The following is a 12655-nucleotide window of genomic DNA, read 5'->3' as shown; positions in this document are numbered from 1 at the left end:
CCCCGAATATCCCCTCTCAGTTACGGCCGACAGTATGAGCCGAACCTTCATGTAGTGGGGGGCGACCAGACCCCCCGATGCGGTCACTCGTCGCCCTCGTCATCGTCTGTCTGCTCACAGTCCCAACAGCTGCTGGCGGTGTCGCGACAGAGGCACAGACGGCACAGCCAGCGGCCACCATCCACGCCGTCTATCCGAACCCCGTCGCCGGCGGCGACACCGGCGAGTTCGTCGTGCTCGACGTCCCGAACGACAGTTCGCTTGGCCGCTATTCGCTCTCCGACGGGCAGTCGACCGTCCCGCTCCCGAACGGGACTACCGCCGGTCGCGTCGCAGTCACGACGGCGCCGGCGCAGGTCCGGAACCTGACCGAACACAGCGTGTACGCGCTCGACGGACACCTGGAACTGGCCAACGGCGGCGAGCGCGTCCGGTTGCTGGCGAACGGGACCGCGGTCGACAGCGTCCGGTACACCGACGCCGGCGAAGGCGAGATCGGTCGCGTCGAGGGGTCGACGATCACCTGGGAACCGCTTGGCCGGACCGACAGACCGGTCGTCACCGGCCAGCGCGGCACCGTCCGCGCGTTCACGCTCCCCGACGCGCCGGGTGCACCGCTGGCGCCGCTCCGGTCGGCCGACGACCGGATCCTGCTGGCGGGCTACACGCTGAGTTCGTCACGAGTCGCTGACGCACTGGTGGCGGCAAAACAACGAGGCGCGACCGTCCGCGTCCTGCTGGAGGGCGAACCGGTCGGTGAGCGGACCCGCGAAGAGGCCCGGACGCTGGATCGCCTCGTCGACGCCGGCGTCGAGGTCGGGTTGCTCGCGGGGCCGCGGGCCCGATATCGCTACCACCACGCCAAGTACGCCGTCGCCGACGACCGGGCAGTCGTCCTCACCGAGAACTGGAAGCCCGCCGGGACGGGCGGCAACAGCAGTCGCGGCTGGGGCGTCGTGACCGGTCAGCCCCGCATTGTCGAGGGGCTGGCAGCCACGTTCCGGGCGGATGCCAACTGGCGCGACGCCGTACCCTGGGGACACTACCGTGAGGGACGGACGTTCCAGCGCGGTGAGCCGACGACCGGGAGCTACCCGTCGAATTTCGAAGCCGAGACGGTCGCGGTGAACCGCACCGACCTCCTGGTCACGCCGGACAACGCACAGCGACACCTCGTGGCGACGCTGGACGGCGCCGACGAGCGCATCGCGGTGATACAGCCGACGGTCGGTAGCTGGGACGAACCACTCCTGCGGGCGCTCCGCCGGGCTGCCGCTCGCGGCGTCCAGGTTCGCCTGCTCCTGAGCGACGCCTGGTACGTCCGCGAGGAGAACCACCGAACTGTAAAGCGGTTCACGGACTGGGCCGACCGCACCGACGCCCCGCTCGCGGCACGGGTCGCCGACCCCGGCGGCCGATACGAGAAGATCCACGCCAAAGGAGCACTGATCGACGAGGACCAGGTCGTCCTCGGCAGTCTCAACTGGAACGAACAGGCCGCTACGTCGAACCGCGAGGTCGTCCTCGTGCTACACGGCGAGGCGGTCGCCGCGTACTACGATCGCGTCTTCGACGCGGACTGGCAGGGCGGCAGCCGGGACCTCCCGGAGGGGTTGCTGGGCATCGTCGCCGGGGTCGTCGTCCTGGCCGTCCTCGCCGCTCGGCGGGTCACGTTCGCGAACAAAACGGGGTGTCGGTGAGCGCACATACTACCGGCTGTACGCACGTGAAGATTTTTGCCACCCCGGGATGGCAAAATCCGTCACGAAGGTATAGCCAGCAGTATCAGACGTCGACGTCTTCGGGGAGCGCCGTCGAGCTACCCAGTTCCTCGTCGATCTCGGCTTCCGCCATCTTCTCGACCAGGGCGTCGAGCACCTCGGTCCGTCGCCCCGAGACGAACTTGATCGAGCCCACGACGAGGTGGCCACCGCCGGAGACGCCGCCGCCGTCGACCTCCTCGGTCAGTTCGTTGACCATCCGCGGGATGTCCAGGCGCACGCCGTCGCTGCGCAGGACGGCGAAATCCGGCCCGTAGCCGATGGTGATGACCGGATCGCCCGTCTCCGCGACCTTCCGGTCGTGGATCTCGCCGGTGGTCTTGCCCGGCGCGGGATAGGTGAATCGGTGGGCGTGGTTCTCGACGTCGATGCGGTAGAGGTGGGCGCCGTTGTCCAAGCGTTCGTGGTCGACGTGGTGCATGGCGGCGTCGAGTTGCTCGTCGACGTCGCGCTCCGCTCGGTCGGCCAGGAACTCGACGATCTCCGCGTGGCGCTCGCGGTCGTCACAGTCGACGTTGAGCACGTCGGTCACGAGCTGTTCGCCGGAGCTGTAGCGCAGCCAGTGGGTGGCGTAGTCCAGCGCCTCGCCGATGTCCCGCAGGTCGCTCTCGTCGTAGCCCCTCTCGCCGGCGAGTTCGAGGTAGTCCGGCATCGCCTCGCCCTCCGAGCGGTCCGAGAGGCCGGCGACAGCAGGGACGTGCTGGAGATCCTCGGTGAGGTCCGGGTCGATCATCCGGGCGAGTTCGACACAGAGCATCCCGGTGGTGATCCGGTAGTCCTCGTCGTGGAGGTAGGGGTTGACGTGGTGCTCGATAAGCGGTTCGACGGCCTCGGGGTCGGGGTGGTGGTGGTCGACGACGACCACGGGGATGTCGTAGTGCCGGAGGTTCCGGTAGGCCGGCGTGTCCTCCTCGGTCGACCCGTTGTCCAGCATCAGGAGCATCGGGAGCTTCTGCCCGTGGCGCGTGCGGTCCTCCAGCGCGAAGTTCAGGTCCCGGGTGACGTCCTCCATCTCGTAGTAGGGGGCCTTGCTCGGCAGGCGCTTGAGGAGGTGCTGGGGTGCGTCGCTGTCCTCGTACTGTGCTGCGATGAACCGTTCGAGCGCGACCTGGAGCGGGACACTGGCACAGAGGCCATCGCCGTCGGCGTGGTGGCGCATCCGGATCGGGCGGCCGTCCAGGACCGTCCGGCGGAGTTCGGTCGCGACCTCGCGCAGGTCGTCCCAGAGCTTCTCGAAGGCCGGCCACTCGACCAGTGGGTCGATGTCGGCCGGTTCGGCCAGTTCCGAGAGGGTTGCATCGAGATCCGCGCGGACGCTGTCGGCCGTCTCGCCCTCCAGGACGGTCAGCGAGTCGACCTCGATCTGGATACCATCGTCCCGTTCCTCCGCCCGGCCGGCGATGCGGACGACGTCGTCCATCTCGACCGCCGGGTGTGCGCGGACGCCGGCCTCGTCGAAGGCCGCACACGGGACGACGCCCGTGGTGTCCCGGACCTGGAAGACTGTCGGGCCGCCGGTCTGTTTGATCTGGACGACCGCACCCTCGACGACGACGGCGTCGCCGGTGACGTCGTCGAGGTCGGCGACAGTCGTCGGCGCGCCGTGAGCGACGTGTTCGACCGTGTAGTCGTCGAGTCGGACCTCGTCGAAACTCAGGTCGCCGTCGGGACGGACCTCCGCGAGTTCGACGACGAGTTCGTCGCCGACATCGTAGTCGCCCAGCAGGTTCGAGTCGTGGACGAGGCCGGAGACCGCATCCGAGAGGTCGACGAAGACGCCGTACTCGACGACACCGTTGACAGTAGCGAGGAAGCGGCCATCGTCCTCCATATCGTCCGTGGTACACTCTGCAGCGAGATCGTAGACGACGGCTCCCCCATCGGGAGCCGCGGCACCGTCGTCGGTGCCTGTTGGCGTAGACATTTGCCAGGTCTTCGGCACTCCGCGGTTTGTACTCTTCGGAATCGCTGGGTAGCGTCCGCCGGCACGAACCGCCGGCCCCGCCGGATTCAGACACACGGCTACCGCCCGACCCCGAGAGCACAACCCTTAGAACCCAGCCCCACCGACTGCAGATATGGCGTTGTTCCGCTCGGGTGGCATCCTCGGCATCGCCGAGTCCGCGCTCGACTTCGCGCGCGCGGCCTCGGAGGAGTCACACCCGAACGAGTACATGGGACTGCTTCGTGGCGACGACGCGGGGAAACTCGGCCTCGACGAGGACGGCACCGTCCTGACGGACGTACTCGTCATCCCCGGGACCGAGTCGAACCCGGTCAGTGCCACGCTCAAGACGAGCATGGTCCCGAACGACATGCGCGCGGCGGGGTCGATCCACTCACACCCCAACGGCGTCCTGCAACCCAGCGACGCAGACCTGGCGACGTTCGGCCGCGGCGACGTCCACATCATCCTGGGATATCCCTACGGTCCCGACGACTGGCAGGCGTTCGACAACGAGGGCCAGCCCGTCGAGTTACCAGTGCTGGATATCGAACCCCCGGAGGAGTCGTTTTTCGATTTCGACCAGTCGGACATCGACCGCGAACTGCGCGACGAGGAGTTCGAGCCGTGACACGGGTCGTCGCCCAGGGGACCTTCGACATCCTCCATCCCGGTCACGTTCACTATCTCCAGGACGCCGCCGATATGGGAGACGAACTCCACGTCATCGTCGCCCGGTCGGTCAACGTCACCCACAAGGCGCAGCCGGTCGTCCCCGACGAGCAGCGTCGCGAGATGGTGGCGGCACTGAAACCCGTCGACGAGGCACACCTGGGCCATCCCGAGGACATCTTCGTCCCCATCGAACGACTCGATCCCGACATCATCGCACTAGGCTACGACCAGCACCACGACGCCGAGGGGCTCCGGTCGGCGCTGGCCGAGCGCGGGCTGGACTGTACGGTCCGGCGGGCGAGCGCACTGGAACGTGACGACGAGGAACGATTGCTCTCGACCGGCCAGATCATCGAGAAGGTGCTCGACGAACGCGGCTGACGACGGGGGAGAACGAGCAGGCTGGCCTACAGCAGGTCGTGCTCGGCCAGGCGGTCGACGGCCTCTTCGAGCCGTTCCTTGCTGTTGGCGTAGGAGATCCGCGCGTAGCCGGGCGTCCCGAAGGCGCTTCCCGGGACAGTCGCGACCTGAGCCTCCGAGATGGCCTTGTCACACCATTCGGTGTCGTCGCCGTCCGGGGCAACGTGGGGCATCATGTAGAACGCACCCTGTGGCTCGGGTACCTCGACGCCGTGGTCCTCGAACAGGCCGATGAGGAACTCGCGGCGCTCGGCGAAGGCCTCGCGCATCTCCGAGACGGCCTCGTCGGTGTTCGTGATGGCCTCGACACCGGCGTGCTGGACGAAGTTCACCGCACAGGAGACCGAGTGCGAGTGGACCTTGCCGGCCTGGGAGATCAGTTCCTCGGGCGCGGCGAAGTAGCCCAGCCGCCAGCCTGTCATGGAGTAGGCCTTCGAGAAGCCGTTGACCGTGATGGTCCGGTCTGCCATGCCCTCCAGGGTCCCGAGCGAGACGGCCTCGACGCCGTCGTAGGTGATCTCCTTGTAGATCTCGTCGGAGATGACGGTGATGTCGTGCTCGACGGCCAGGTCGCGGACGCCCTCCAGCGCCTCGCGGGAATAGACCGCACCGTGGGGGTTGCCCGGCGAGTTGACGACGAGCAGTTCGGTGTCGTCCGAGACGGCGGCCGCGAGGTCGTCGAGTGCGCCCGCCAGCTGGAAGTCGTGGGCGGCGGTGTCGACGCGGGTCAGCGTCCCGCCGGCGAGTTTCGCCATCGCCTCGTAGGAGACCCACGCCGGGTCCAACAGCGCGACCTCGTCGCCGTCGTCGATGATCGTCTGGAAGATCTCGTAGAGGGCCTGCTTGCCACCCGGCGTGACGATGAGGTTCTCCGGGTCGTACTGAGTGAGGCCGTCGTCGTGGAGCTTCTCGGCGATGGCCTCCTTGAGCTCCGGGATGCCGTTCGACGACGTGTAGCCGGTGTGGCCTGCGTCGAGAGCTTCCTTGGCAGCATCCTTGATGTTCTCGGGCGTGTCGAAGTCGGGTTCGCCGACCGAGAGGTCGACGACGTCCTTGCCTTCGGCCTCCAGTTCGGCGGCCTTGTTGCTGATCGCGAGCGTCGCGCTCGGCTCTACACGTTCGACTCGGGATGCGAAGTCCATTGTCATGGTAGGTTGGTAGCGAGTTCGATGGCGCTCGTGACTGCCGAGCCGCCCTTGTCGGTGCGGGCCTCGGCTTCGGCCGTGCTCATGCCCGGCCCGATGATGCCCAGCGTGACCGGCGTATCCCGGTCGAGCGAGACGTCGGTCAGGCCCGCTGCCGCGGCGTCGGCGATGATCTTGTCGTGGTCGGTGTCACCCTCGACGATGACACCCAGCACCGCGACGGCGTCGACGTCGTCCCGGCGTGCCAGCCGGTCCGCGGCGAGTGGTGTGTCGTAGGACCCCGGGACAGACACCGTCTCGACGATGGCCGCATCATGGTCGGTCGCGGCCTCCCTGGCCGACTGTTCCATCGCGTCGATGACCTGCCCGTGTTTGTCGTACTGGGCGACGACCAGCCCGAGCTGCACCATACTCGTGTGGGAGACTGTCGTCCCTAAAGAACTACCGTTCCGGCTTCGAGCGAGAATCGGTGCGATGCTGAGCGTGAGTGCAAACAGCCAGAGATCCCCACTCCGAGAAACCAGAAGTGTTCTAACCACCGCTGTTCACACACCGGATATGGCTGCGCCGCCCCGCGAGCTCTCGCGGCTGAAACGCCTGCGGGAACGTGTCGCGACATGGGCCGACGGCGACGAGTACGCCGTCGGCAAAGTGGTCCTCGGTATCGCCCTCCTGTCGTTCCTCCTCCGCTTCGTCGGCCTCGGCTCACGGGTCGCCCACTACGACGAGGGACGCGTCGCCTATTGGGCGCTGAACCTCGCAGAGACCGGCTCGTTCACGTACCGGTACATCATCCACGGACCGTTCATCCAGCACGTCGACGCCTGGCTGTTCTCGGTGCTGGGCACCAGCGACGTGATCATGCGGCTTCCCATCGCCATCGTCGGCGGGCTGTTGCCGTTGACGGCACTCCTCTTTCGCGAACACCTCCGTCGAGAGGAGATCGTCGGCGTCGCGGCGTTCCTCGCGTTGAACCCCCTCCTGCTGTACTACTCGCGGTTCATGCGCAGCGACGTCCTCGTCGCCGCGTTCATGTTCACCGCGTTCGGACTGCTCGTTCGGTTCTACGACACCCGGAAGGCCCGGTATCTCTACGGGGTCGGCGCGTTCGCCGCGCTCGGGTTCGCCTCGAAGGAGAACGCCATCGTCTATATCGTGACGTGGCTGGGCGCGACCGGCCTCCTGCTGGCGAAGGTCCTCGTCCTCCCGAACGGCTACCGCGAGGCCGCCGGCTTCCTCGCCGGGCTCCCCTCGCCTTCGGCCATCTGGGGCCGCATGGCGGGCCGCGTTCGCGCGGACGTCGACCTGCTCGTCGAGACCGTCCGGTCGTTCCGCGGCCGCCACGAGAGCCCGTGGCAGGTGCTCGTCGCCTACGTCGGCCACATCGGCATCGCACTCCTCCTGTTCTTCCTCGTCTCGCTGTTCTTCTATGCCCCACGCGGGGCCGGACTCGCCGGCATCCAGCATCCGCCGGCGACACCCACCGCGGAGAGCGTCAACTTCTGGAACGGCGTGACCAACCCGGGAATGTTCCCCGAACTGGTCCAGGTGACCTACGACCGGGTCATCGAACAGTACAGCAACTGGTTCGACCCGGCCTCCGAACGAGCGACGACGAGCGAGGAGGGCGGACTGCGGGCCACCTTCGAGCAGTTCTACGAGGAGGTCGACGGCCACTACGGGATCCTGCTGGAGGCGCTTGCCTACACCTGTGGCCCGCTGCTCGCGTTCTCGGTGTTCGGCTACGCGCTGGATCGCCTGGGCTCGATCGAACCGCGCCACATCGTCCCGTTCATGGCCTACTGCGGCTACGTCTCGATCGTCGGCTACCCCATCGGGACCGACATCGGGAACGCCTGGATCGGCGTCCACGTCGTGGTCCCGCTGGCGGTTCCTGCGGGGGTGGGCGTCGCCACGATATTCCGCTGGGGCGTCGAATCCCTCGCTGCGGACGACCTCACCGGCGTCGCCACGTCCGCGCTCGTCCTGGTTCTCATCACCGCGCTGATCGGCAACATCGCCGTCACGAACGTCTACACCAACGCCCACGACGACTCGAACCCGCTCGTCCAGTTCGCCCAGCCCCAGGAATCACTGCGAAGTGACCTCACGGCGATGCAGACCATCGCGCGGGACAACCAGGGGACCGACGTCGTCGTCTACTACGGCGAGAGCGGCGACGAGTACGACAGCGGGAGCGCGTACGTCCAGGAGAACCGCGACGAGTGGGGCGAGGCCTTCTGGAACCTCCGACCGACCTGTTTGAGGTGGTACAACACGCTCCCGCTCCCGTGGTACTTCGCCTCGGGCGAGATGGAGACCGTCTGTGAGAACGACCGCGAACAGCTGGGCCGGATGGTCGAGGACGGGCAGCCCCCCATCGTCATCACACAGCCCTTCGACAAGACACGGCCGGGTGAACAGTTGCGTCCGGCGGGATACGAGCGACGGCCCCACCAACTCCGGACCGGCGGGTACAAGAACACGTTCGTCGTCTGGATTCACGAGTCTCACGCCGACCAGCGGCCGTCGTAGCCGGCCGACACGAGAACGCTTAACTCCGGTGCTGGGGTAGCGCCGCGTACATGACACTCTCTTCGCCAGGCCCCACCGTCGGCGTCGTCGGCGGCGGGCAACTCGGCCGCATGCTGGGGGAAGCAGCCGCACCGCTGGGAGTCGAACTCGTCGTCTCGGATCCGACACCGTCGTGTCCCGCGTCGCCGGTCGTCCGCGATCAGGTCGTCGGCGACTTCGACGACCGGGAGACGCTCGCCGAACTCGCCGAGCGAGCGGACTACCTGACCTACGAGATCGAACTCGCGGACCCGGACGTGCTCGAAGCGGTCGCCGCGGAGACCGACACGCCGGTCCATCCCGCGCCGGAGACCCTGCGGACCATCCAGGACAAACTCGTCCAGAAGCGCCGGCTGGCCGACGCCGGCGTCCCGGTGCCCGCGTTCCGCGCGGTCGACAGTGCCGACGACCTTCGGGCCGCCTGTGACGAACTGGGCTACCCGGCGATGCTCAAGGCTCGCACCGGCGGTTACGACGGGCGCGGGAACGTCCCCGTCGAAGGGCCCGACGACGTCGAGTCGGCCATCGACGACATCGCCGGCCCCGCGATGGTCGAGGAGATGATCGACTTCGAGCGGGAACTGGCGATCATGGGCTGTCGCGGCGACGGCGAGCGGGACACCTTCCCGGTCACCGAGACCATCCACGAGGCGGAGATCCTCCGCGAGATGGTCGCGCCGGCGCGAGCAAGCGAGGCCGTCCGCGAGCGCGCCCGCGAGGTCGCACTAGACGTGCTCGACGTCATGGACGGGCGCGGCGTCTTCGGCATCGAACTGTTCCAGACCAGCGACGACCGCATCCTGCTCAACGAGATCGCGCCACGGCCCCACAACTCCGGTCACTGGACCATCGAGGGCTGTCACACCTCCCAGTTCGAACAGCACGTCCGGGCGGTCACCGGGCGCCCGCTGGGGCCGACCGACCAGCGGTTCCCGACCGCCTCGACGAACATCCTCGGCGACGTCGACGAGCGCCAGGACGCGACGCTCTCGGGCGAGGAAGCGGTCTTCGAGACCGACCGCGCACACCTCCACTGGTACGGCAAACACGAGGTCTACGACCTCCGGAAGATGGGCCACGTCACCCTCACCGGCGAGGACCGTGAGGCGCTGCTGTCGGCCGCGCGGGACCTGCGATCCGGACTGACCTTCCGGAACTGACTGTATCTCACGATTCACACGGATACTCGTGTGAGAGCAGTTGTGGCACCGGCTGGTCGGGTCCTATCAGCCCCCGTGGGGTTTTCGGAGTTCACATTTAGAAGGAGCGCCTTCGACACAGCGTGGCGCCGATACGAGCGCCATAGCTCAAGCTTCACCTCCACGGACCCATCTGAGACCATCGACAAAGCCCACTATCTGTTCGACGACGATGCGCTTCAACCCCGCAAGGGTCCGTCTGAAACTCTCTTCCGAGAGGTTCCCGTAGGTCGAGCCCTGCCGGCTTCAACCCCACAAGGATCCGTCTGAAACCGCGGCCATGGTCGGCCAATCGCCCGGCAGCGTTGCTTCAACCCCACAAGGGTCCGTCTGAAACGGCCTGGAGGCTGGACTCGCCGGCCAGCTGTGTCCGGCTTCAACCCCACAAGGGTCCGTCTGAAACCCGTTGACCAAGCGCGGGCCGTCAAAGACGCAGAGGGCACTTCAACCCCACAAGGGTCCGTCTGAAACGACGACATCGGGAGTAGTAGCTTGCTGGACAAACTCACTTCAACCCCACAAGGGTCCGTCTGAAACCAGGGGTAGTCCGGCCAGTCCTCGCTCTCGTCGAGACTTCAACCCCACAAGGGTCCGTCTGAAACCGTTCAGTTCCGCGGACTGGATGGCTACGCCGACCTGACTTCAACCCCACAAGGGTCCGTCTGAAACTGCCGGTCGCCAGTTGGACCTCGCTGTCCAGGCTGGAACTTCAACCCCACAAGGGTCCGTCTGAAACGGGGGATAGCACACTTAAAGTTCGCTTCAATTCCGACTTCAACCCCACAAGGGTCCGTCTGAAACACACGGTTCTCTGACCAGGACGAACAGTTCTTGCTCACTTCAACCCCACAAGGGTCCGTCTGAAACTCACTGGTCTGTTCTGCCCCGCCCTCGATGGATCGACTTCAACCCCACAAGGGTCCGTCTGAAACGAAGAGATATTCGCCGGCTGGACAGACGCCTTCGACACTTCAACCCCACAAGGGTCCGTCTGAAACACACACGGGACCTCTCGAACCGCTCACTGGACATTGAACTTCAACCCCACAAGGGTCCGTCTGAAACCAACGGCGAGGAGTGGCTGGAGTTACGCGACCACGACTTCAACCCCACAAGGGTCCGTCTGAAACCTTCGGAGCGCTTGCCGTATGTGCTGATACTCGTCACTTCAACCCCACAAGGGTCCGTCTGAAACCCAGGTGGTGGGTGTAGCCTGTCCCGCGCCGTCGCTCACTTCAACCCCACAAGGGTCCGTCTGAAACTCTAACCGGAGCGGACTGTCCTCGCCGTAGCGAAGTCACTTCAACCCCACAAGGGTCCGTCTGAAACCGGGAGTTGACGCACATCAACCTCAACGACCCTGACACTTCAACCCCACAAGGGTCCGTCTGAAACACTCATGCCCCGGCGAGTCATCGACTTAGACGAGGTAACTTCAACCCCACAAGGGTCCGTCTGAAACGACTTTCTCGGACAGAACGGTATCGGGTGGCTGGGTACTTCAACCCCACAAGGGTCCGTCTGAAACTGTCATTCGGGTCTGTGATGGGGACATTCCGGAGTTACTTCAACCCCACAAGGGTCCGTCTGAAACTGATCGACGCGGTGTTTCCGACCAGTGGGCTCCGAACTTCAACCCCACAAGGGTCCGTCTGAAACTCCGGAACGTCAGCAGTGGGGGGCTATGAGTATGAGGACTTCAACCCCACAAGGGTCCGTCTGAAACCCGACGCCATGCTATCCAACTCGTCGACGTGAACACTTCAACCCCACAAGGGTCCGTCTGAAACGACGGTACGCCGGAGCGACATTTAGGTCACTCCGAACTTCAACCCCACAAGGGTCCGTCTGAAACGAACAAGCCGGAGCGATTCACCGACGCTTACGTCGAACTTCAACCCCACAAGGGTCCGTCTGAAACTTTTCGGGGTCGTTTCGACTGGACGGTATGGTGGCGACTTCAACCCCACAAGGGTCCGTCTGAAACATGTGAAGTGGAGGGTACTTCCTACGATCTCAACCAACTTCAACCCCACAAGGGTCCGTCTGAAACCGACGATCGGGTAAACGCCCGCCAGACCGAAGCGGCCACTTCAACCCCACAAGGGTCCGTCTGAAACCGTCGCAGCTCGCTGTGCAGGTTGGCCTCGTGGTGGACACTTCAACCCCACAAGGGTCCGTCTGAAACCGCAGACCACGAGCAACGGATTCAGGACCTGGAGGACACTTCAACCCCACAAGGGTCCGTCTGAAACTGGCCGCGCCGTAGGGTCGGCCACAGTAGACTTTTGACTTCAACCCCACAAGGGTCCGTCTGAAACACGCGGGGCTACGATCCACTGCCGCCGGACGTGGAACTTCAACCCCACAAGGGTCCGTCTGAAACCACGGTCTGGCGCTCTCGGCCCTGCTCGACACCCTCACTTCAACCCCACAAGGGTCCGTCTGAAACGACTGACGAGGGGTAGGGTTTTGGGACTGGGGCCACTTCAACCCCACAAGGGTCCGTCTGAAACGCCAGTACAACGGGCTCAGGCTGTCCGGTCGTGCAACTTCAACCCCACAAGGGTCCGTCTGAAACCGGGGGGATATAAACCCGGGGGGTATTGACTTAAAGGACTTCAACCCCACAAGGGTCCGTCTGAAACGACTTTCTGGTCATCGAGGACACGGATAACAACCGAACTTCAACCCCACAAGGGTCCGTCTGAAACAAATCGACAAGGGGCCGGACGAACTGACCGACATACTTCAACCCCACAAGGGTCCGTCTGAAACACACCGCGGGAGAAATCGTTGACTGGTTATCGCAGGACTTCAACCCCACAAGGGTCCGTCTGAAACCGGTTTGCAGGGTCTGGCGGACCTCCGTCGGATTATTACTTCAACCCCACAAGGGTCCGTCTGAAACTAGAT

General features: G+C 65.3%; 8 protein-coding genes and 1 CRISPR repeat array (1 of these 9 cut by a window edge). Of the genes, 5 read left to right on the top strand and 3 right to left on the bottom strand.

Features of this window, described 5'->3' with window-relative positions:
- Nucleotides 1–77 precede the first annotated feature (77 nt).
- Entirely contained in the window at nucleotides 78–1700 is a 1623-nt protein-coding gene (locus Hhyl2_RS21875) for a phospholipase D-like domain-containing protein (protein WP_483552907.1), read from the top strand.
- A gap of 85 nt (nucleotides 1701–1785) precedes the next feature.
- Here the strand turns inward: Hhyl2_RS21875 and han are convergent, their stop codons facing one another.
- Complete coding sequence (gene han / locus Hhyl2_RS21870; RefSeq protein ID WP_483552906.1) at nucleotides 1786–3705, bottom strand: Hef-associated nuclease; 1920 nt, start codon at nucleotides 3703–3705, stop codon at nucleotides 1786–1788.
- A 154-nt stretch (nucleotides 3706–3859) separates the two neighbouring features.
- Between han and Hhyl2_RS21865 the strand changes: the two genes are divergently transcribed.
- Both Hhyl2_RS21865 and Hhyl2_RS21860 read left to right on the top strand, forming a co-directional pair.
- Nucleotides 3860–4357, top strand: coding sequence for a Mov34/MPN/PAD-1 family protein (locus Hhyl2_RS21865; protein WP_483552905.1), 498 nt, complete (start codon nucleotides 3860–3862; stop codon nucleotides 4355–4357).
- On the top strand, nucleotides 4354–4782 hold the full coding sequence (locus Hhyl2_RS21860; RefSeq protein WP_483552904.1) for an FAD synthase family protein: 429 nt from the start codon (nucleotides 4354–4356) through the stop codon (nucleotides 4780–4782). The genes Hhyl2_RS21865 and Hhyl2_RS21860 overlap by 4 nt, the downstream gene beginning before the upstream one ends.
- 26 nt (nucleotides 4783–4808) lie before the next feature.
- Here Hhyl2_RS21860 and Hhyl2_RS21855 read toward each other — a convergent pair whose 3' ends face one another.
- Nucleotides 4809–5969 (bottom strand): pyridoxal phosphate-dependent aminotransferase, encoded by a 1161-nt coding sequence (locus Hhyl2_RS21855; protein WP_483552903.1) that lies wholly within the window; start codon nucleotides 5967–5969, stop codon nucleotides 4809–4811.
- Complete coding sequence (ribH, locus tag Hhyl2_RS21850; protein ID WP_483552902.1) at nucleotides 5966–6376, bottom strand: 6,7-dimethyl-8-ribityllumazine synthase; 411 nt, start codon at nucleotides 6374–6376, stop codon at nucleotides 5966–5968. Before ribH ends, Hhyl2_RS21855 begins: the two co-directional genes overlap by 4 nt.
- 148 nt (nucleotides 6377–6524) lie before the next feature.
- Here ribH and Hhyl2_RS21845 point away from each other — a divergent pair, with 148 nt between their 5' ends.
- Together Hhyl2_RS21845 and Hhyl2_RS21840 are read left to right on the top strand one after the other, a co-directional pair.
- The gene (locus Hhyl2_RS21845) at nucleotides 6525–8501 is read left to right on the top strand and encodes a flippase activity-associated protein Agl23 (RefSeq protein ID WP_483552901.1); all 1977 of its coding nucleotides are present in this window, start codon (nucleotides 6525–6527) and stop codon (nucleotides 8499–8501) included.
- A 50-nt stretch (nucleotides 8502–8551) separates the two neighbouring features.
- Nucleotides 8552–9700, top strand: a complete 1149-nt coding sequence (locus Hhyl2_RS21840) for a 5-(carboxyamino)imidazole ribonucleotide synthase (RefSeq protein WP_483552900.1) — start codon at nucleotides 8552–8554, stop codon at nucleotides 9698–9700.
- 215 nt (nucleotides 9701–9915) lie between these two features.
- A CRISPR array of direct repeats spans nucleotides 9916–12655; the repeat unit is 30 nt; unit sequence ACTTCAACCCCACAAGGGTCCGTCTGAAAC; it runs 519 nt beyond the window's last position.

Source organism: Haloarcula sp. H-hyl2 (assembly GCF_056934385.1).
This window is presented reverse-complemented; position numbering and strand designations above follow the sequence as displayed.

Coding starts and splice junctions, on each gene's coding strand:
- Hhyl2_RS21875 (WP_483552907.1), top strand. CDS start 78: ATGCGGTCACTCGTCGCCCTCGTCATCGTCTGTCTGCTCACAGTCCCA.
- han (WP_483552906.1), bottom strand. CDS start 3,705: ATGTCTACGCCAACAGGCACCGACGACGGTGCCGCGGCTCCCGATGGG.
- Hhyl2_RS21865 (WP_483552905.1), top strand. CDS start 3,860: ATGGCGTTGTTCCGCTCGGGTGGCATCCTCGGCATCGCCGAGTCCGCG.
- Hhyl2_RS21855 (WP_483552903.1), bottom strand. CDS start 5,969: ATGACAATGGACTTCGCATCCCGAGTCGAACGTGTAGAGCCGAGCGCG.
- ribH (WP_483552902.1), bottom strand. CDS start 6,376: ATGGTGCAGCTCGGGCTGGTCGTCGCCCAGTACGACAAACACGGGCAG.
- Hhyl2_RS21845 (WP_483552901.1), top strand. CDS start 6,525: ATGGCTGCGCCGCCCCGCGAGCTCTCGCGGCTGAAACGCCTGCGGGAA.
- Hhyl2_RS21840 (WP_483552900.1), top strand. CDS start 8,552: ATGACACTCTCTTCGCCAGGCCCCACCGTCGGCGTCGTCGGCGGCGGG.